At 56.4% G+C, this 19438-nt stretch carries 20 protein-coding genes; 4 read left to right on the top strand and 16 right to left on the bottom strand.

Annotated features, from left to right (window positions below):
• Positions 1–375: 375 nt before the first annotated feature.
• From NDI54_RS19565 to NDI54_RS19520, 10 genes are all read right to left on the bottom strand, one after another.
• Complete coding sequence (locus tag NDI54_RS19565) at positions 376–903, bottom strand: hypothetical protein (protein ID WP_310898051.1); 528 nt, start codon at positions 901–903, stop codon at positions 376–378.
• Complete coding sequence (locus tag NDI54_RS19560) at positions 900–1658, bottom strand: hypothetical protein (RefSeq protein ID WP_310898050.1); 759 nt, start codon at positions 1656–1658, stop codon at positions 900–902. The genes NDI54_RS19565 and NDI54_RS19560 overlap by 4 nt, the downstream gene beginning before the upstream one ends.
• 38 nt (positions 1659–1696) lie before the next feature.
• The gene (locus NDI54_RS19555) at positions 1697–2161 is read right to left on the bottom strand and encodes a hypothetical protein (protein WP_310898049.1); all 465 of its coding nucleotides are present in this window, start codon (positions 2159–2161) and stop codon (positions 1697–1699) included.
• A 35-nt stretch (positions 2162–2196) separates the two neighbouring features.
• Complete coding sequence (locus NDI54_RS19550) at positions 2197–2877, bottom strand: hypothetical protein (protein WP_310898048.1); 681 nt, start codon at positions 2875–2877, stop codon at positions 2197–2199.
• 80 nt (positions 2878–2957) lie between these two features.
• Entirely contained in the window at positions 2958–3611 is a 654-nt protein-coding gene (locus NDI54_RS19545; RefSeq protein WP_310898047.1) for a hypothetical protein, read from the bottom strand.
• A 3-nt stretch (positions 3612–3614) separates the two neighbouring features.
• Positions 3615–4487, bottom strand: coding sequence for a carbohydrate ABC transporter permease (locus NDI54_RS19540; protein WP_406600209.1), 873 nt, complete (start codon positions 4485–4487; stop codon positions 3615–3617).
• Positions 4480–5406, bottom strand: coding sequence for a carbohydrate ABC transporter permease (locus tag NDI54_RS19535; protein ID WP_310898045.1), 927 nt, complete (start codon positions 5404–5406; stop codon positions 4480–4482). The genes NDI54_RS19540 and NDI54_RS19535 overlap by 8 nt, the downstream gene beginning before the upstream one ends.
• A 2-nt stretch (positions 5407–5408) precedes the next feature.
• Positions 5409–6800 carry an extracellular solute-binding protein gene (locus tag NDI54_RS19530; RefSeq protein ID WP_310898044.1) on the bottom strand — a complete coding sequence of 464 codons (1392 nt, stop codon included), beginning with the start codon at positions 6798–6800 and terminating at the stop codon, positions 5409–5411.
• 43 nt (positions 6801–6843) lie between these two features.
• The gene (locus tag NDI54_RS19525; RefSeq protein ID WP_310898043.1) at positions 6844–7983 is read right to left on the bottom strand and encodes an ABC transporter ATP-binding protein; all 1140 of its coding nucleotides are present in this window, start codon (positions 7981–7983) and stop codon (positions 6844–6846) included.
• Between the two features lie 57 nt (positions 7984–8040).
• Positions 8041–10011 carry a glycoside hydrolase family 32 protein gene (locus NDI54_RS19520; protein ID WP_310898042.1) on the bottom strand — a complete coding sequence of 657 codons (1971 nt, stop codon included), beginning with the start codon at positions 10009–10011 and terminating at the stop codon, positions 8041–8043.
• Between the two features lie 270 nt (positions 10012–10281).
• Here NDI54_RS19520 and NDI54_RS19515 point away from each other — a divergent pair, with 270 nt between their 5' ends.
• Positions 10282–12501: a TrmB family transcriptional regulator gene (locus NDI54_RS19515; protein WP_310898041.1), complete on the top strand. Its 2220-nt coding sequence runs from the start codon at positions 10282–10284 to the stop codon at positions 12499–12501.
• Positions 12502–12673: 172 nt separating this feature from the next.
• Here the strand turns inward: NDI54_RS19515 and NDI54_RS19510 are convergent, their stop codons facing one another.
• From NDI54_RS19510 to NDI54_RS19485, 6 genes are all read right to left on the bottom strand, one after another.
• On the bottom strand, positions 12674–12934 hold the full coding sequence (locus NDI54_RS19510; RefSeq protein WP_310898040.1) for a hypothetical protein: 261 nt from the start codon (positions 12932–12934) through the stop codon (positions 12674–12676).
• 74 nt (positions 12935–13008) lie between these two features.
• Positions 13009–13968, bottom strand: coding sequence for an ArdC-like ssDNA-binding domain-containing protein (locus tag NDI54_RS19505; RefSeq protein ID WP_310898039.1), 960 nt, complete (start codon positions 13966–13968; stop codon positions 13009–13011).
• Positions 13969–14066: 98 nt separating this feature from the next.
• On the bottom strand, positions 14067–14330 hold the full coding sequence (locus NDI54_RS19500) for a hypothetical protein (protein ID WP_310898038.1): 264 nt from the start codon (positions 14328–14330) through the stop codon (positions 14067–14069).
• 66 nt (positions 14331–14396) lie between these two features.
• Positions 14397–14909 (bottom strand): PIN domain-containing protein, encoded by a 513-nt coding sequence (locus NDI54_RS19495; RefSeq protein WP_310898037.1) that lies wholly within the window; start codon positions 14907–14909, stop codon positions 14397–14399.
• Entirely contained in the window at positions 14910–15212 is a 303-nt protein-coding gene (locus tag NDI54_RS19490) for a hypothetical protein (RefSeq protein ID WP_310898036.1), read from the bottom strand.
• A 243-nt stretch (positions 15213–15455) separates the two neighbouring features.
• Positions 15456–15800 carry a hypothetical protein gene (locus tag NDI54_RS19485; RefSeq protein WP_310898035.1) on the bottom strand — a complete coding sequence of 115 codons (345 nt, stop codon included), beginning with the start codon at positions 15798–15800 and terminating at the stop codon, positions 15456–15458.
• A gap of 438 nt (positions 15801–16238) precedes the next feature.
• Here NDI54_RS19485 and NDI54_RS19480 point away from each other — a divergent pair, with 438 nt between their 5' ends.
• The 3 genes from NDI54_RS19480 to NDI54_RS19470 are packed head-to-tail and all read left to right on the top strand — an operon-like array spanning position 16239 to position 19436.
• Positions 16239–16541, top strand: coding sequence for a hypothetical protein (locus NDI54_RS19480; RefSeq protein WP_310898034.1), 303 nt, complete (start codon positions 16239–16241; stop codon positions 16539–16541).
• Positions 16542–16548: 7 nt separating this feature from the next.
• Entirely contained in the window at positions 16549–18597 is a 2049-nt protein-coding gene (locus NDI54_RS19475; protein ID WP_310898033.1) for a hypothetical protein, read from the top strand.
• Positions 18594–19436 carry a hypothetical protein gene (locus tag NDI54_RS19470; protein WP_310898032.1) on the top strand — a complete coding sequence of 281 codons (843 nt, stop codon included), beginning with the start codon at positions 18594–18596 and terminating at the stop codon, positions 19434–19436. Before NDI54_RS19475 ends, NDI54_RS19470 begins: the two co-directional genes overlap by 4 nt.
• The last annotated feature ends 2 nt before the right edge of the window (positions 19437–19438 follow it).

The raw sequence follows: 19438 nt of genomic DNA, 5'->3' as shown, positions 1-19438 counted from the left end.
CTGATTTAGACTTAGCGACCGTAACACGGGTGAAGAGGCGGATTTCGGATGTCAAACCAATCTGTCTCTTCGCTTTCTACCAAGATAACGCAGTCGTAGCTGTCGCGGCTAGCGAAACTACAGAGCCCTAAATTCAGTTTCTTAAAGATGTTGTTACAGTGTTTATCCGATCTAACTGGAACGTGTGCAGGTTCACTGAGCAATAGATTCAGCAACGGCTATAAAAGGTTCTATCAGTATCTGCTGTACTCAGCCTCTGCATGTTTCACCGGTCTTCTGATGAATCTCATATAGGTCGCCACTCTCGCGATACGTGTACTCTCTGTACTGCTCATTAGCGGAGCAGACCCACCGGTTTGGTGGAACTACCGTCGGCTATCCAGTCCACCCGCCGAGCTCAACCTGTTCACTGTCTGCCGGAGCATCGCCTGCTGTCTTCCCAATTGAGTCAAACGGGGGCTCGACGAGATGGGGCACCTCGTTGTCGTATGTCCGATCGGGACGTTTCACACAGTCAACCGTCACGATAGGACTACACTCACTACAAGAGTGCGTTACCCCGTCGAAGCCGTTGATACTCACCGACCAGGAGATGATGCTCGCGAGCCGATACGTGTCCGCTGCTGGACGGCGAGTACTGGCAGACTGGCTACCAACGGCTCCACAGGTATCGCAGGTAAGGAGATAGTCCCGATCTGCCTCGTGGAAGAGCGAAGCGGCCTGCTCAACGTTGTCACGGTCTTGAAGAGCACACTCCCGACAAATCGTGAACCGGAACACGCCGTCTTCTCGGTCGACCTCGTCGGGCCACCGGACATACGTGTACGCCTCGCCGGAGATATCAGCCCTATTTCCACAGAACTGACAGCACTCAGCCGTTGCCTCGAGCTGGACGTCGGTCACTGAGACCACCGTGCAAGTGTTGACTGCTCGCGAGCAGTGTCCACAGGACAGAGAAAGCGCCACTTGTATCGCTCACGAATCGGCTTGTCCTCGCGGTTGCTTGCCTGCCCTGGTTCTCGGTAGCCCGTACAGGTCCAGCCCTTGTCTTTCAGCGCCCGAACCATCGCCCCTTCGTAGTCCGAGCGTACCCACGTCAAGAGAAACCGGGTGTCACGGTCGTCAGCCTGCAAGAATCGCTCCTGTGAGCGGGCCAGCGCTGCCGAAGCGAGGTTCGGCATCCGAACGCCCATGCAGATCCGCGCGGCCTCAACGAGCGAGTCGCCAGAAACCACTTCGCTGTCAACGACCTGTGTGTCCGTCGACGGAAGCACCTGGCGGGCGGTTGCTCGAATTTCTGCTGGAAGGCTCGCGATGCTGACTGGCTCGGGACAGAGCTGGCCGTCGACGCCGTACCGGATCCGCTTCTTCGAGATCAGTGGATACCGGTAGGTGATAGCCCCGACTAGCGAGTCTTGAAAGTACAGCCCGTGGTGAGCGAGGTTGACCGACGGCAGTGACCCCATGTATGAGTGGTGGGCTTCGTAGACGGCGGCCGCAGTCTCTCTGTCGATTGGTTCGACGGCGACATGATCAGCAAACCGAATCCCGAGGGGTGCCGTGAACGGCTCGCCATCGGCGTGTATCGGACAGGAACACTCCCCCGTGTCTGCTGGCGGGCGATGCTGGAACGACTTCGACGCTGAGTGTGTGGACATCCTCTCACCCGCCAGAGGAACAGAAAATCGCTATCGAGTTACCAGGGAGCTATCACAATGCCGGCGTCTGGACCTTCGATATACACTGGTTCGCACCCTCGGTAGAAGATCGTGAACCGCTCAGGCTGGTACGCAGGATGCTTCGCAAGCGTTGCGATTGCACGGCTCACGTCGGCTGGCGGGAACTGGGGGTCGCCTGATCGGAGGGCAAGGCGACCAGACTGGAGTACGTCCCACGACTGGAACTGGTAGTCAGCTGGGGGAGTGAACGTTTCTCGGGCTGTTGCCACAAGATACTCAGCACCGTCGACAACCTGTGCGGCTATCGGATAGCGGGCAGACTCCGGACGCACGGTGATAGCCCCATCGAGCGCGGGGACCACTTCATCTTGCCAGACAAACGCCGATGGTGGCTTGACGACTGGAATTGGTTGCTCGTCGACGGGCGATTCGCTGCTGTTCGTGGCTGATCCATCACGGGCTTTGGAGGCTGGTTCTGTCATCCTCGCACCCGCCAGAGGAACAGAAAACCGCCGTCTCAGTCGAGGCCGGGGAGTCGTTCAGCAATGATGATGCCGCCCCTCGGCCCCTCCAAGTACAGTGCTGTGTGCCCACGAAAGTAGATGGTGTAGCGGTCTGGAACGTACTGATGTCCGGTCGAAAGCGTCGCGGTGGCCTTCGACAAGATCCGCGCCGAGAACAGTGGGTCGCCGCGATGATTCGCCAAGCGGCCAGATTGCAGTGGGTCCCAACTGTCGAACTCGTGGTCCGCTGGCGGTGTCAGCGTTGTCCGAGCCGTCGCAATCAGGTAGTCAGCCCCGTCGACAACTTTGCCGGCGGTGTTCGCTACATCTGGAATATATTGGACACTATCCTCGAAGCCGGTCACCGTCTCGTTTTCCCAACTCAATTCTTCTGGGTGTCCAGCGACCGGCACAGGCGGGCCTTGGAACCCCTCGCTTCGGATATGGGATTTTGCTTTGCTCTCGCAACCGAATGTCTCCCCGCAGGTACACTCGAACGATTCATCATTGCGATAGTAACCGTCGGTATCCTGTGAGCGGACGAGTTCGCCGTCGTCGTCCATGTAGATAGTGTCGACATAGCCCCACGAGTACGACACCTCGATCTCATGCTCTTGACTGGGCTTGCTGAAGTCGAACCCGGCTTGCTGGTCTGGCTGTCCATTCTGTGTCTGAGTCGGATCAGTTGTAGTCATCCTCTCACCCGCTAGAGGAACAGAAATCGTCCGACACAGCGCGTTACCCAACAGAAGCGACTGGAGCAGAGAGACCGCAGTTACACCTTCGTTTTGTTTCCGACCGGCTCTTTCAGCTCGAACTCCTGCGACTGTGCTTCTACAACCTCGATGATGGCGACCTGTAGTGAGAACACGACCCCAGCGAAGAGGACGACGAATGCGATCGTCAGCAAGGCGGCCAGCGCAAGTAGGGTGACGGTGAGCAGTCCCATCGCCAATGCTGGCGTAGGATGATGAACCAGCCAGCCGAGGCCGAAGCGGGCTGCATCAATCACGCCGTCGCCCCGGGCCAGCCTGTCAAAGGTCGGCATCAGCGCTAATGCGCTGTACGTCGCAACGTATGCGGCGATCAGTGCGATGATCTCTCCGGGGATTGACCCCCGCTGTAGGGAGGTGACACCATATGTGACCGCGACGGCTCCGAAGACGACTGGCACACCACTGAACAGGAGGCTGGCGACACCGTTGCAATGTAATATGTGCAATACATGTTCACGATTGATCTGGTTTCGATCGCTCCGCAGGTCCTGGATCGCAACATAGGCACCAAGGGTTGCCGGCCCGATCGTCACGAGCGGCAGCGATGCCAGGAACCAGGCGACGCTCACAAGGACGAGCGAGAGGCCGTTTCGGTAGACGAATCCCGGAACGCCAGCCACTGCGTGTCGAAACGCCTTCTGATCCCCGGTCATGGGTTATCCCGTTCCCGCCTGCATCTGGACGCTGGAGATGAGTTTGTCCTGGAACAGCAGGAAGACGATGAACAGCGGCAGCGACGCCAGCGCCAGTGAGGTCATAATGACGTTGGGGGCCAGCGCGTTCACGTCCCGTAGCGTTACGACCCCGATCGGAAGGGTGTACAGGGCGTCGTCGTTCAGGACGATCAGCGGCCATAGGAATTGGTTCCAACTCCAGATAAATACGAACAGACCCAGTGCCGTCAGGATCGGCGTCGACAGCGGCAGGATGATTCGTGAGTAGATTCGGAGCGTAGAGAACCCGTCGAGGCGGGCTGCTTCCTCAAGCTCCTCTGGGATGTCTCGGAAGAACTGGATGAGCAGGAATACGCCCAATGGCCCAGCAGCGAACGGGAGTATGATCGCCCAGTAGGAGTTCATCAGCCCGAGGTTGTTAACCAGCGTGTACAGCGGGATGATGTTCACATAGCCGGGGATCATGAAGCTCGCCATGATGATGCCCAGGACGGCCGACTGGCCCGGCCACTTGAGTCGCGTGAGAGAAAAAGCAATCATCGAGTCCACAACGAGCACGATGAGCGTCGTAATGGTCGCGATCATGAACGTGTTGAACGTCCACTGGTAGATGATCGGTTCCTCGAAAAGATATCGCTGCCAGACGGCAAACGTGACCTCCGGCGGGATCCAGTGAAATCCTCCCTCGGCAATGACGCTCATCGGCGTCACTGAGAGCTGGAACATTCGCCAGTACGGGACGAAAAACGCGATTGCGATCCCGTACATGACAATGTAGAGACCTATCTGATACAGTGTGTCGCGATCGAAATAGCGATTCTTCCCCGACACCGAGTTCGAGCTTGTGTTACTCATCGCTGGTCCCCACGATCTTGTAGTTGACGAGCGACACAAGCACAAGGATCACTAAGAGAGTGTATCCGACTGCAGCGCCGAAACCCAGTTCGCGGGTCTCGAAGCCGAGCTGGTACAGATACATCACGAGTGTCTCTGTGCTCCCAACCGGTCCGCCCTTGGTCATCAGGTACGGTTGCCCGAACACCTGAAACTGAAAGATGGTCGATGCAATGACGACGAACAGCAGGGCGTTTTTCATGTGTGGGAGAGTGATGTCCCGGAACATACGCCATGGACTGGCGCCATCGAGGCGCGCGGCCTGATAGAGTCTCTCTGGGACGTTCTGGCGCGCAGCTAGCAGTACTGCGAAGTAGAAGCCGGCCTGCCACCAAACGGTCGCGATGACGATAGCCGGCATTGCCCACAGCTCCGAGTTCAACGGAGACCCCTCGAACAACCAACCCAGGAACTGCGTCCCGACGCCCGCCTGTGCGAACATCCGCGACCAGACAAGCGCGATGACGGAGACCGTCAGCACGTACGGGCTGAAATAGAGGAACTGGAGGACTCGCGATCCCATCAGTTCCTTGTTCAGACCGAGTGCGAGTACGAGGCTGACGACGACGATCAGCGGAACCGTCAAAACCACGAACTCGAGCGTGTTCCACAGTGCATCCCAGAAGGCCGGATCGCTCAGAAGTCGAGCGTAGTTGTCCAGTCCTACGTACGTGGATTCCGCGGGATTCAGGAAGTTCCACTCGAAGAGGCTCATGTACAGTCCCTTCAGGAGTGGGTACAGCAGGAAGACCGTGAACAGCGCAAGGTACGGGCCCGCAAACAAGATTCCGGTGAGTAACTCTCGCGTCGACCGCTGGTGGAACCACTCTCGAATCGCTCCGATCTGCCCTCCAATCGAAGACTGTTCTACGTTGCTCATGGCTAATTACTGTCGAGGGCGCGCTGAAGCGCGGAGGCACTTTGCTCGATGGCGCTCTTGGGGTCTGTGTTGTGCTGATACAGGTCCATGAGCGGACTCCAGTACTGGTTACTGTTGAGGTTAATCGGCGTTTGTGGCTGGTAGCGAACTTGCCCCTCCTTGACCATCTCGTACATGCTGGAGATGGTGCCGTGTTCTTCCCAGAGTGGAGTGCTCTGGACCTCCTCTGAAGTTGCGACTGACTCAGCTGCTGGCAGGTGTCCTCCTGCGGATGCCCACAGTGTATTATTCTGGGTAACGTATTCGGCGAACTCGACAGCAGCCTGCTTCTCGGTCTCCGTGTGGTTCTCATTGGTCGGGAAGTATAGCGAGTTGGACTCCGCCCAGGCAACCTCCTTGCCGTCGCCTGGGAACATGAACGGCTTCTCGAAGCTAAAGTCGAGGGACTCCGGGATTTCGCCGTCCTCGTTCTCGAAATTGTTGATCGACCAGGTGCCAGCGATGAACATAGCGAGGTCCCCGCCGATGAAGTCCTCGACGCGGGCAGATTCGCTCTGGAACTGGGGCACGTCCCAGCCGAAATCACCGGTGATATCAGCCATCAGCTGTCCCGTCTCCAAGCCGATATCATCGTCGAAGGTTACCTCGTAGTTGCCCGGTTCGCCGGTCAGGAACTCACCGCCAGCCTGTGTCAGAGCGATGCTGTAGGTACGGAACGCGGCTTGGGGCGAGTCCCAGTTGAGGAAGGAAAACGCCCGAGAGTCGGTTTCCGAGACGATAGTGTCGCAAGTGTTCGAGAATCCTTCCCAGTCAGTGAAGTCGGGTTCGACGCCGGCGGACTCGAGGACGCTGTCGTTGGTATACAACGCCTTTCCGTGGACATCGATAGGAAGCGCGTATGGGCGCCCATCGACCTGCATGTTTTCCCACGCGATGTCGAAGTATTCGTTTGCGGCCCCCTCGGAGAGATAGTCGTCGATGGGATCTGTGATTGGCTTGAGGTGTCGCCCGAAGGAACCGTAGTAACTGGCGACGTGTGGAGCTTCGCCGGCGTTGACTGACGTGAACAGCTTGTTCAGGAACTCGCCAAAGGGGACGCTCTGGGTGTTGACGTGGATCCCGTTGTCTTGGCTGTTGAACTCCTCAACGAGCGTCATCATCTCTTCGTTCTCCTGTGCGCCAAAATACAGCCAGTAGTTAATTTCGACATCCCCACTGGATCCACTTCCGCTGCTGCTGTTGTCGTTACTGCTGCTGTCGCCAGCGCCACCACCGGTCAGCCCTGCACAGCCAGCGATACCGGTCGCAAAGGTGGCCCCACCCGCTCCAAGGAGGTGTCGACGGCTAATTTGCGTATTATTCGACTCGGCAGTTGTGTCGTTATCGTGTGTCATGATATTCTTGTAGTTTGTATTATATTTGTTCCGTTACTCGAAGCTATGCTGTGACAGACGAATCGTCAGTCTCCGTCGATGCGGCTTCATCGAGGACCAGATTCTCCCCCGTTTCGGCGTCGAATATGTGGAGATGGTCGGCCGGAAGTGTGAACTCGACTGACTCGCCCGGCTCGAAGCGGGTGTTGCCATCCACCCGGACAGTCCATTCTGTCTCGCTCTTCGAGAGGTAGAGGTAGTTGTCGCTTCCCTCGTGTTCGAGGACCTCAAGTGTCGCCTCTATGGTGTCCTTGCCCTCGGTATCAACACTGATGTGCTCCGGTCTAATGCCGAGCACTAGGTCGTTACTCTGGCGATTTTCTCGGACTGTGGTGGCCAGTTCTGGTGGGATTTCATACTCGAAGTCCTCGCCGTGAAGGACACCATGTTCCAGCCGCACGTCGAAGAAATTCATCGAAGGCGATCCAATGAAGTCCGCGACGAACTGGTTAGTCGGCTGTGCGTACACCTCTGCCGGTGTCCCAACCTGCTGGATGGACCCATCAGAAAGGATAACAATGCGGTCGGACATCGTCATCGCCTCCGTCTGATCGTGGGTGACGTACACTGACGTTGTCTCTAAGTCCTCCTGAATACGCTGGAGTTCGGTGCGCATGTGCAGGCGAAGTTTGGCATCTAAGTTGCTGAGTGGTTCATCGAAAAGGAACACATCCGGTTGCCGGACGATGGCACGGCCGGTGGCTACTCGCTGTTGTTGTCCGCCTGAGAGGTTATTTGGCTTCTTATCAAGTAAGTCGCCAATGCCCATCATCTCCGCCGTGTCCTCAACCCGCCGACTGATCTCTTCCTTACCGAGGTCCGTCGTTAGTTTCAGTCCATAGGACATGTTCTGACGGACGCTCATGTGCGGATACAGCGCATAATTCTGGAATACCATCGCAACCCCACGGTTCTGCGGCGCGATGTTGTTAATGATCGTGTCACCGATCTTGATTTCGCCGCCTGTGATGTCTTCCAGTCCGGCTATCATCCGCAGGAGCGTCGACTTTCCCGACCCCGACGGTCCAACGATGGTGAGGAACTCACCATCAGCAACGTTGAGACTCACATCTTCGACAGCGCATATCGTCCCAGCATCGGAGTCGTACTCCTTTCGTACATTGTTGATTGTGATACGACCCATCGATACAAACACTCGACCCCACCTATTTCAACTTTTCCCCACTAGAGTGGTTAATCTTTAATCCGACGAGAGATCCCACACATCGAGCGATTTGACGGTCACGTCACAGTCCTTGGCATACAGCGAAATTCCTGTGCTGTCCCGTCGCGTGGGATAAATTCGGGTTGTAAGTGCCTGTGCGTCGTTAGTGAACAGCTCGATGACAGAGCGATCCAGAAACAAATGGAGCGAGAACGTCCCGTCTTTCTCCAGGGCTATCGGCATGGACTCTGGACTATCGGCTACCGCGTCGCTGGTAGAGGATTGAGAGCGGTCAACGATTAAGGATCGATGACGAATTGAACAGCGGACGACGGTGCGTTCTTCGCTGTCAGGCGTCTCCCGCAGGACGAGGCCGAATTCCCCCACGTCCTCGGCATCGACTGTCATCTTTACCTCCAATGTATCACCCGCTACATCGGGGAGCGGGTTCGACCCATCCGACGAAATAGTGAAATCACGGAACGAGTGGTGAGTCTCACGCAGCGTCTCTAATTCCGTCGGGAGCGATAACTGAGGTGTCCCATCGTCGGTTAGCGAAACCACTCTCGGGAGTGACATTGCGCCGGACCAGCCAGCGTCCCACTGTGCCTCTTGGTCCCGGTCCTCTTTTAGCCATCCGAACATCACTGTGCGGCCGGCATCGTCCTCAAAGGACTGAGGCGCGTAGAACACTCCGTGGTCAAGTACGCCGTCGTCGTTCGGTCGAAGACGATGTGCTTCCTCATCATACTCGCCGGTGAAGTACGCCACCTTCGAGTAATCGGAGACATGCAACAACGCCCCTTCCTCGAACTGTAGAAGTTCAGGACATTCCCATATCGGCCCGGTTTTACGCCAATTACCGGTGAGCAGCGGATGGCAGTATTCCCACTCTACGAGGTCCGAAGACTCGAATAAGAGGGCTGCCCCGCCTTGGCCGTTCAGTCCCGAGCCGATGACCTGGTACCACTTTTCGCCCTCCTGCCAGACACAGTGGTCGCGGAACTCACCGTGCCAGTCGATACTGTGGAGGACGTCAATCTCTTCGGGAATCGACTCTAAGAGTGGATTCTCGTCCGATTTCCGCCAGTTTCGAAGCGAGTCGTCGGTCGCTCGAGCCAGACACGGGAGTTGGTTGGTGCCTGCTCCGCCTGTGTACATTACTGTCGGTGTCCCACCATCATCGACGAAACACCCGGACCAGACACCGACGGAATCGGGGCCGTCCGGATCAGGGGCGATCGCTATTGGCTCATCGGTCCAATTTACGAGGTCCTCGGAAACGGCATGGCCCCAGTGTATAGTGTCGTGGAACGGTCCAGCCGGGTTATACTGATAGAACAGGTGATACATACCATCCCACTGAACGAGGCCGTTCGGATCGTTAAGCCAGTTCGCGGGCGGCGTGAAATGGTACGCGGGGCGGTGGTTCGCGTCGGGGACAGCTTCACGGAAGGCTTCAAACTCTGCCCGTCCCTTCGGTCGGCCGACCGTCTGTGGGTCCTCACCGTTGCCAGCAGCATAGGCCAGGCAGTTATCGAGCAGCGTTTGCTGGACATCGGTTGCGATGGTATCGAGGCCATGGCCGACTCCGACGACGTGGCCGTCGTCAACAGACCAGCAGAGCACCGACTTCCGTGCTGGTTCGTCCTCGCCATCCGTGCGACAAGCCGCAAGCACATCCGCATCGTGGGGATAGTGCGACTCGTAGTGGACAGTAATGGCGTCGCCAGTGGGCGCACTCTCGGGGCGGAGCGTCTCGAAACCGTCAAACACCGGATGATCAACATACGGTCGTCGGAGGAGGAAGCCAGTTTCTTCCCCAGCAATGGTTTCAACGGCGTCTGGTTCGTGTGATTCGATACCCAGAGCGGACGCGGCTGCGACGGCCCCGTGGGAAAGGAGGAGACCACCACCATCGGCTACGTAGTCGAGTAGGGCGTCAGCAACGTCATCGAGAGTTGCTCGAGTAGATTCATCCAGCGCTGACTGTTGATGCCACCACACAACCTCATACTCTCTGAGTTTGTCAGCGTCGAGGTGCGCAAGCGGTAGTGTTTCACAGCTGGAATCGGTAATCTTCGTGTTTTCGGTCGTCAGACGCCCAACCTCAGGGCATGCGTCATTCAATACAGGGATATCTTGGCTATCCATTTTCACAACTATCGTGATGAAAATCTACAGTCTTATGTGTATCGGTCATGTTAGTATCTAACATGAAGCCAATCACGGGGTTGTTCAGCAAACGGCTTATTTCAGAAGCACAATGACCGCACAATGACCGCCGAGGACGACGCGAAACTCGCACTCCTGCGTGAGACACTCGAGGAAAACGTCGATTTTACGACCTACGAAACGGAGGTATACCTCGCACTTGTTCGAGGAGGAACGCAATCAATGACGGATATCGCCGAAACGAGTGAGGTCCCCAAACAGCGGGTCTACGATATCGTCGACGACTTGCAGAGCCGGGGGTTTGTCGAACTCATTGATGACTACCCACAGAAGGCGTACGCTGTCGACCCGTCCGAAGCACTATCTTCGATCCGGGACCGCCTCTCAGAAGCCGAAGAGTTCCTCGAAGAACTACATGACACCGTCGAGACGGTCGAAAGTGGTGTCGCATTGTTCAAAAGCGAGAGTACTATTCGTAGATACGTTCGTGATCTCCTTCAGACCGCAGAACGCGATGTCCTACTGTTGCTCCCCGTCGATAAATTTCCGTCCGTTGTCGACGATCTTAAGCAATGTGAAGACCAGCAAGTCCGAGTTGTCCTTTCGAATGTCTCGCCCGACTCAACAGATATAGAGGAGATGGATATAGCCGTACCCGACACTGTTGACGAACTCAGAGTCGTCTCGACAAAGGAAGATTTCGCACTCACTACTGATCGTCGTCGGGGACTCTACTGGGCACAGGCAGGCTACGAATTTGTCGATAGTGAGGAACACGGGTACTACGTAACAAATCCCAGCCTCGCGATGGTGCTTGATCGATTTATCTCCGAGTCAATATGGCCACTCGCAAAACAGATTATGAACGAGCCACGAAGCCCGACCCTCCCCAAAGAATACATGCGGATTCGGGATTGTCTGGCCGATCTCGCGTCGCTGACTGACAGCCAGACAGTCGACTCGTTCGATATCACGTTCCAAGGGTACGACACGGAGACGGGTAATAAGGTCACGAAAGAAGGGACGCTGACTGGCTACTACTACACCGAGTATGACATCCGCGCTTCGCTCACACTTGACATCAACGGGGAGACTGGAGGTGTCGAATCATCTCTGGTAACCATTGGTGGCGTGGGAATGCGGAATGCCGATTACGTGGCATATTATATCACACTCCGGGAGAGCGATACGATCCACTCCAATCAACTTGATGAGGAAACGAGGCGACATCTCAAGGCTTGTCATACAGAACTTCCAGCGGAGTTCGGGAACAGATCGGTCGTCACTGGGTTCGATGCATATATCGACCGTATGCGTGAAATCGTCAAACCAAAATCGGGTGGAGACTACGAACGGGTCCGGAAGTTCGAGGCGTTCCGCGAAGCACTCATCAGGTTCGAAGCTAGTGAATCTGCTCCAAGAGTACAGTGGCGACAGATCAGAACAGAGCCTGGCGGTAATGTCGCCCACACTGGGCGGGTCTTTGACGAACTTGGATACGACCTGACACTTGTCGGTCAAATGGGCGATCCAATCCGGTCAGAATTCGTCCGCGAGTTTCCTGACCAGAAATTGGTAAGTGTCGGCCAAACGACAGTCACTGACTTCGTCTGGTTTGAAGGTCGGAAGCTCCTCCTAACCGAGCCGAACCTCGAGCGGTTGGATTGGGAACGGCTCAAAGAACGAATCGAACTCTCCGTGCTAGCCGAGTACATCGACGGGACTGCCGTTCTATCTCTCGGTAGTTGGTTTACGAACTCAACTCTCCCAGACATTCTTGACGGACTTCGAACGGAACTCTGGCCTCTTCTAAATTCGCCGCCGCCACATATTCACCTCACATTAGGAGAGATCACGCAGTACTCGCAGGCAGAAATCGAGGCGGGAGTACAGTCGATATCGTCGCTCGACGATACTGTTCCAGTGACGGTGGTTATGAACCGTAGCCAAACTCGACAGCTTCGCGAAACCCTCGTCACAACCGACATCCAAAACACTGAGTCCACGATCGAATGGATCCGCGACCAAATCGGTGTTACGCGATATGTAATGCACTCCCAGTGGGGTGCGACGATGGCTACGCCTGAAGAAACTCTCTCTGCAAGAGCGCCACAGGTTGTCAATCCACGCCAGATTCGAAACGTGGACGAACACTTCACCAGTGGGATGGCACTTGCCCTCTCTGAGGGGCTGTCTGACGGTGCAGCGTTAGTGCTGGCTAATTCGGTAGCAAGCTACTTCATGCGTCACAAGAAGGCACCTGACCCCGAGGAACTTCGCTCATTTGTTACGGAGTACGGCGAGTTCTTCGCCGAGTCATAGCCTCGGTTCATCAGTAACAAAATATTTCAATTTATAACCAATAATCATACGACGATATCGAATATGGGTACTGGGCTTGTTTAAACGTCTGGTCTCACGGGATTAAATCCTCGATAGCGCGTTCGATGTTGTGGATGGAGGATTTCATGACATGCCCACAGGATTTTCCAAATTAGGTTCGTGCCCAGAGCGTATTCGACGAACCGGTACTGATGCCGACGGTGCCGATCCGCGAGAGTCGCCAGTCGACCGCTGTCGTTGCCCGAAGGTCGCTTGCTGGCGAGAAGAAAAAGTACACTCCTCGGTCGGGCCAGTCCAACCGGCCGTTGACATCCCCGAGGTAGTACGGCCCTCCGATCTGGTCACGCAAGTCAGCTAAGACACTCAGAAACTGTCCGACAAGACTGCCACCTGACGCTGCTGTGGAACGCATATTTGACTCCCCCGGCCACCAGGGGAGTCACAAAACAATCCTCTCAAGCACGTCTGGAAAGACACCGCTCCCTCTCAGCTGGCACCTTCGACGGCGTCGATCAAATCCGCTGCAGTCGAGGAGATACGGTCCAGCCGGTCCCGCAACGTCTCTGGTGCGTCGCCGTCCCACGCCGCCAAGTAGAACGCCGAGTTGTCGGGGTCCAGTCCGAAGTGACGACTGACCACGTAGGCGACTGCCTCGGCTTCGACTTCACGCTTTGAGCGCTCCGCCTCATCCTCTACATCGAAGTGAAGCTCGGCGTGTGCGAACTCATGAATCAGTGTGCTCGCCAGTGCGGCCCGATTGTCCCGGTCAACCGCTTCGACCATTGGATCCGTGGTCGTCACGCTTCGGCGCTGGCAGACGCCCCGTGCTGACCCGTGCTCCCATTCCTCCGGAGCGACGATTCTCGCGTCGACGCCGATCTCGTCGGTCGCATCCAACAGGTCCTCGACAAGTCCATCCGGGTCGCCGTGAGCTTCTGTTTCTAGCTCTGGAAGTGGCTCGCCCCCAGTCTGGGAGATATCGAACACTGACGTTGGCCGGAACCCGACCAGTCCCCGATGCCACTGCTCAGGGTCTGTCTCGTCGTACTCACAGTCCGAGTTCTCGTGATACGACGGCGAGTTGCCGCATTCGGGGCACTTCTCCGTGATGATGGGAGCCCAGATCCAGATCGCGTCCTCGCCTTTCTGGACGTAGCGGTCGAACTCATTCTGCCACGTATTGTACCCTGCAACTCGGGTTGCTTCGGGACACTGGAGCTTGATGAGCAGCGTGTTCCGGGCCGAATAGTCGTGGAACTTGCTCTGCACATCGAGCCACTGCTGGAACTGCTCGCTGGCCTGGGCCTCGTTCGTGAGGTCGGCAAGATCCTCGACCCACGCATCAAGTTGGTCGCGCATCTCCTCGCCTCGGGACTCGGAATCATCGAAGGTACAGGTGCTTTGCTGGCTAGGCTGCTCTGGAGTATCTGACTGTATCATTGACATTGGTCTATCTTCGGGACGCGCTCTCGGGCACGCCCCCGCACCTCCACTGGGGGACAGAAAATCGACTGTGTGGCTCAGGTGAGAGTGTAATGAGCTGGCTACTCCTCGCCTCTGGCCTCCCAGCCCTTGTGAAAGTACACCAGTGCCATGTCGGAACTAAAACACTGTCCGGAGGGAACGTGCTGCAAGACCTCTTGTTCTGGGATTGGCTCAACGACGCCCTCGTCAAGCAGACTGGTGACCACCTCGCGGCCCCGTGGCTCGTCTATTTCGACAGTATCGGGACGCCGTCGGTCATGGTCCTGTGCGATCTGTTCGCGCTCGAATCGCTCGTAGTCTGGAACTGTTTCTGTCGGGTCCATAGAAGAAATCCCTCACCCGACCTGGGGCACACAAAATTGGCAGCAAGGAGCGCGTCGAGAAATGTGTCAAGACTCCTCAAGCAGCGAGCGGGCCCGTTGCACGTAGCTGTTCGCATTCCAACTGCGAGCATCGCTAATCTCGTCAAGAAGTATCCGGGCATCGGCCGCTGGCAACTGCTCGGTTCGAACGAGTACTGAAAGTAGCGTCGGCGTCGTCATCAGACGAGTATCGGCGAGTGACGCATGAATCAGGCCGAGCTGGTTGAACTCGTCACAGAGAAACAGTGCAGCATCGAGGTCGTTCGCAAGGGTGACAGCGGCGTTTTCGCCGTCATCAAGCGGGAACTCGGTATCGAGATCCACCGAGCGTGTTTTGAGTGTCTCAGCTTGGTCGAGCACAGCAGTTGCGGCGCGACCATGAATATCGTCGTACGAGGCAATTTCTCGGAGTTCCTCGATGACCGCCGTTGGGGCGACGATTTCGTATTGGGTTATACAGATTGAAAGTGGATCAGGATCGTCGTCAGCAACAATCCCGAGACTCACAAGGGCGGACGTATCAACGACAAGCCGCGACATCTATACGTTGGCGACCTCGTCGATGAAGTCCTCGTCCAGTTGCTGTTTCAACACTCGAAGGTTCGACGCCTCTTCGGCACCGACGAGTGCTTTGAGCTGCTCGAAAGATATTTCGTCATCGTAGTACGCAGCCGCAATCTCTTGGGTGAGAGCATCGTCGTGAGCGGCCTCTTGGAGGTATTCGCGGAGTGCAGTCACAAGGATATCAGTCCGATCTTCCCCAAGCACGTCCGCGAGGGCATCGGTACGATCAATGAGCCGATGTGGCGCTCGGAACTGGACACGCTTCTTGTCGCTACTCATTATGTGTACATTGTGAGCCATCCTATTTAGCCCTTGTCGTGTGTACAATGTGAGTGTCTCTGAATTCGGGCAACTAGATTCCTGTTCAATGACCAGCCAGACACACAATGCGCTTCAAGAGCGCATCTCCTGTAGGTGGCTGGTCTCCCGGATTACAACGGGGCGCACTGATATCGTCGAAAGACAGTAATAAAATCCCCACCAGAATTGAGAGGTATATCGTCTCGGGTGTCTGGTGGTCCATCACTGAGATGATTCTGCTTGTGGAACCACCCTTTCAATGAAGGCAGCAAGAAGGTCATCTGGATCACGCTCAATCCCGTCTGCAGGTGGTTCCCAGAGTTCGACAGTAAACGCCGTTGCTTCTGTAGCGTGTCCGTCAGTGGCAAGAAGGACGAGAACAGCGCTTTGATAGATTACGATCGTCTTGTGGTTGTCAACATCGAGATATTCAACTCCGGTTTCGTCAAGGGTAGCTCGGAGGTTAGCCGGCTCGTGTAATGTACAGTGTTGGACCGGCTCGTCCTCACTCGTCATATCAGTAATTGCCAGTCGCCATACAAGTACCTCCGGTTCGAACTCGCCCACAGTACCACGTATCTGCGTTCGGATTCACAACGATATCTTCTGAGGACCGTTGTTCGTACCGCATTCCGTAATTCCGTGGATACGCGTGTCACATCTTTCGTCGACGACAGTCCGTCTAGATATAATCTTTCGACAAGTAGCTCATAAGTTTTTTCTTCACTGAGATATCAGAATATTCTGAAGAGTTAGATCAAGAGATAAAATAAATAAATAATAAGATATAGAGAGAATAGAAACCCTCCGACGCTCGATCAGCCAGTAAGAACACTCCAATTAGAGACATCCATGAGCAACACATCACACGGACAGACCGCATCGAATTCACGAACGACGCTACGAAATCACGCGAAACGGCGACTTGCCGAGGTATGGTGTACTCCAGCCGTAAGACAGAGTACCCAACTCCTCCTTGTACTCATACTGTTCTCTGGCACTGCGATGGGCCAGACCGACGTAGGGAGCATCTACTGTGACACTGCTGTCGAAGACGGCGTCTCTGTCGTCTTTGGAGCGCTGGCCGGTCTGGGCCTTCCTGCAACGATGGTCTTCGTCGGTCGCAGTGGTCTTTCGTATATGCGTGCGTCAGGGAACCCGAACCAGCAAAACGAGGCCCGGCGGGACCTCATCCTCTCGCTTGTCGGCCTGGGCGTCGTTGTGCTGGCAATCGTGGCCCCAGAACTCATCACGAAGTTCGGGAACAACGTTGGCTTTGGCTTCTCGGACTGCGTGACGCCATTCTAAACGCACGATGCCAACACTCCGCTCACTGCTGGTGATTGCGGCTTTCTGCTCGCTGCTCTCGACAGCCGCAGCTGCGGGGCCTACGTCTGCCACTGGCAGCGACCCGGCCCAGATAGAGCGGGGGACGGCACAAACCCTCACCGACGGGAGTCCCAGTGGCGTGGGGGTACTCCAACAAAACGCCACTGCACCGAATGGCTCCAGCGGAGAGGGATCGCAAGCGAACGACACTGAAAACAATGAGTCCAGTGCCCGAGGACCAGCAGACAACGGAACCGAGGGCAACGAGTCCGGCGATCGAGGGTCAGCAGCGAACCAGACAGCAGTGAACAGGTCCGTCGAAGTCGGAACAAGGCAGAACCTCAGCGCGAAAGTCTTGTGCTACGAGAACGCCTCGAATCCGCCGGCCAATGCCTCTGTCGGGGACAACGCGACAGCAGGCGTCGTGCCTCCGAACCGGTCCTACAACCACAACCACACGTTCTTCCGTGCGCTGTGGTCTGGCGACCCTGACCATCCGAATCTTACGCGGGCCGACCGGTCAGAGGCTGAGAACGGCACACTGGCCGTCCTGCCTTCATGCACGGGCGATATGGTCTCCCGCGAGCCATCGAACGTGACGCTGTGGAATCGGCCTGAACACGATTCATTCCGGACTGGGATCGAGAACTCCTCGCGACCAGTGAACGTCACAGACACTCGCTCTGGACTCCTGATTCGAGACGCCTACGTCGCGTTCTTCAGTGTAGAGCCATCAACAGTTGTCCATCGAGAGCCGGGGACAGAGCGCCTTGTCCGCCCGAATGGGACCGTCCGTGTGATTCACGATTACCGGATAGTCCTCTCGGAGGTCTTCGAGGATGACTATCGGCTGGTGAACACGTCGACGAAGACGACGCTGTACGCTAACGGGACGAAGATGGACAACAGCACTGCCGCCCAGCCCACACTCAACTACACCGGGATCACCGGAACCACCGAATTCCGATTGGAGACGATAATCTCGGTGAACCTCTCGAATCGTATTGGTAGCGGGATCACCGAGTATGGACTGACGGTCACGGACTCACGGACGGTCCAAGTAGAGAACCTGTCCGAACGAGAGATTACCGTCGAACCCGGCGTCGTCCCCAACGGCAGAGGGGCTACAACCGACGACTATCGGATCGGGACTGTAATCCCCGGCAGCTGGCAGCGCGTCCAGTTCGATGCCGGATACGAGGTCCAGAGCCAGTGGCGGTTCTACACTCGCTCACCGCCGGGCTGGGAGAACTGGTCGGAGAACACGACAACGCCCGTTCGACCGCTTGAAACCCACGCTGTACGGACTACAGAAGGCCCGGAAGTCACGGTCGAACGCGTGCAAAATGAGAGTTCCGGCGGCTGGCAGTTCGTGCCGTCGCTGGAAGCAACATATCCGATGAACGCGACGGGGAACGCGACCGCCAACGCGACCAACAGGACCACGCTCCCGCCAGAGATTCGGATCGACCGTTCGGAGTCATTCACGACAGCGGATCGGTTCACGATTCGGAGCGCAGAACAACTTCGGACGGAGACATTCGAGATTCGCGGGCTCGTCCGTGGGAATAGCATCAAACAGCCCACAGACTCGACGAACCCGACGCCGATCCGCGAGGTCAATATCACTTCCGAGGTCGTCAACTTGACCGACAACTCGACGGACCTGCTGGTCCGGGTCGAACCGACGGCTGGCTTCCCGATTGCGGCAGGGAACGTCACTGTCGCAACGGGCCAGTCCCGGGTCGAACGGTCACTGTCTGGCGATGATGAGATTACGGTCACCGTCGACCAGGGCGAAGTCTCCTCGGCGATCATCCAGTACAGCCCGACCCAAATCTGGTGGGAGCAAGGGCGTGCTGTCCCGGTACGAGACACCCAAGAGCGGGTCGCCTACGAAGTGAATCTCCCAGACCTTGCGGAGTTCATCGATCTCGCTGTAGTGACGCTCCTGACGTTGTTGCCGGCTGTGCTGGCGCTGTATGGCTACGACGTCTGGACGAGAGGCAAATTTGTTGGTTGGTATAATCCATGACAAAGCAAGATATACCACGAAACAGCAGTATCGACCGCAGAACAGTACTTGGACTCCTTAGCGGAGGTCTTGCCGCGCTTGCAGGATGCAGTGGCGGGCTGTTTGATAGCAGTGACAGAGGTGACGGAAGCGCCGGCCCGCCAGAAGAGCAGTCCGACTACATCGAAGAGACATCGATTGAGATTGTAGAGAACGGCCGCCAATTGGCTCTGGAAGTGGCTGTGACCAATGAGATCGAGCCGTCATCGGTCAGCATCATCACAGAGTCCGGTCGGGAGTTCTCCAGTGACTACTTCAGTGCTGGTGAAACCCGGACACGCCTCTCGCTAACAGAAGGAGAGGACTCGTACGAACCGCTGCCTCGGGGTCAGCACACGCTCTATCTCCGTGGTGACGACATCGAAACTGAACTCCCACTCGAACTGGGTACCACGTTTGAGTTTGAGGAGGTTATCCCTGGGACTGAACATCCAGACTTCGTCGATGGTAGCTTGGCGATGGTTGTGCGGAACGTGGGCCAACGCACAGACGCAGCATCACAGACGCTTCTAGATGGTGAAACGAGAAGTGAGCGCTTTGTACCAGTGGAGCCCGGTGAATCTGCTGCCGTTAAATTTGATTTTCTCCTCAAGGATGGCCCAGGAATATGTGCAAGAGCTGATGAAGCTGGTGAGATAGCTGAGATCAACCACCATCTGGCAGTTAACTTCCTCTGGAGTGATACAGTTACAGTTTCTCAGACCATCAAATATAACAATACTAATGGGTGCAAAAAGTCGCTAGTTGGTGAGCCAGAGGAAGTCACCACAACCCCGACGAAGACGGAGACGGAGACGTAGCA

The sequence above is a fragment of the Haloarcula terrestris genome (genome assembly GCF_031624315.1).
GTDB classification, from domain to species: Archaea; Halobacteriota; Halobacteria; order Halobacteriales; family Haloarculaceae; genus Haloarcula; species Haloarcula terrestris.
The sequence above is the reverse complement of the archived record's forward strand: the minus strand, read 5'-3'. Positions and strand labels throughout refer to the sequence as shown.

Excerpts from the sequence above, each read along its gene's own strand:
- NDI54_RS19560 (WP_310898050.1), bottom strand. The coding sequence starts at position 1,658 with ATGTCCACACACTCAGCGTCGAAGTCGTTCCAGCATCGCCCGCCAGCA.
- NDI54_RS19555 (WP_310898049.1), bottom strand. The coding sequence starts at position 2,161 with ATGACAGAACCAGCCTCCAAAGCCCGTGATGGATCAGCCACGAACAGC.
- NDI54_RS19550 (WP_310898048.1), bottom strand. The coding sequence starts at position 2,877 with ATGACTACAACTGATCCGACTCAGACACAGAATGGACAGCCAGACCAG.
- NDI54_RS19545 (WP_310898047.1), bottom strand. The coding sequence starts at position 3,611 with ATGACCGGGGATCAGAAGGCGTTTCGACACGCAGTGGCTGGCGTTCCG.
- NDI54_RS19540 (WP_406600209.1), bottom strand. The coding sequence starts at position 4,487 with ATGAGTAACACAAGCTCGAACTCGGTGTCGGGGAAGAATCGCTATTTC.
- NDI54_RS19535 (WP_310898045.1), bottom strand. The coding sequence starts at position 5,406 with ATGAGCAACGTAGAACAGTCTTCGATTGGAGGGCAGATCGGAGCGATT.
- NDI54_RS19530 (WP_310898044.1), bottom strand. The coding sequence starts at position 6,800 with ATGACACACGATAACGACACAACTGCCGAGTCGAATAATACGCAAATT.
- NDI54_RS19525 (WP_310898043.1), bottom strand. The coding sequence starts at position 7,983 with ATGGGTCGTATCACAATCAACAATGTACGAAAGGAGTACGACTCCGAT.
- NDI54_RS19515 (WP_310898041.1), top strand. The coding sequence starts at position 10,282 with ATGACCGCCGAGGACGACGCGAAACTCGCACTCCTGCGTGAGACACTC.
- NDI54_RS19510 (WP_310898040.1), bottom strand. The coding sequence starts at position 12,934 with ATGCGTTCCACAGCAGCGTCAGGTGGCAGTCTTGTCGGACAGTTTCTG.
- NDI54_RS19505 (WP_310898039.1), bottom strand. The coding sequence starts at position 13,968 with ATGTCAATGATACAGTCAGATACTCCAGAGCAGCCTAGCCAGCAAAGC.
- NDI54_RS19500 (WP_310898038.1), bottom strand. The coding sequence starts at position 14,330 with ATGGACCCGACAGAAACAGTTCCAGACTACGAGCGATTCGAGCGCGAA.
- NDI54_RS19495 (WP_310898037.1), bottom strand. The coding sequence starts at position 14,909 with ATGTCGCGGCTTGTCGTTGATACGTCCGCCCTTGTGAGTCTCGGGATT.
- NDI54_RS19490 (WP_310898036.1), bottom strand. The coding sequence starts at position 15,212 with ATGAGTAGCGACAAGAAGCGTGTCCAGTTCCGAGCGCCACATCGGCTC.
- NDI54_RS19480 (WP_310898034.1), top strand. The coding sequence starts at position 16,239 with ATGGGCCAGACCGACGTAGGGAGCATCTACTGTGACACTGCTGTCGAA.
- NDI54_RS19475 (WP_310898033.1), top strand. The coding sequence starts at position 16,549 with ATGCCAACACTCCGCTCACTGCTGGTGATTGCGGCTTTCTGCTCGCTG.
- NDI54_RS19470 (WP_310898032.1), top strand. The coding sequence starts at position 18,594 with ATGACAAAGCAAGATATACCACGAAACAGCAGTATCGACCGCAGAACA.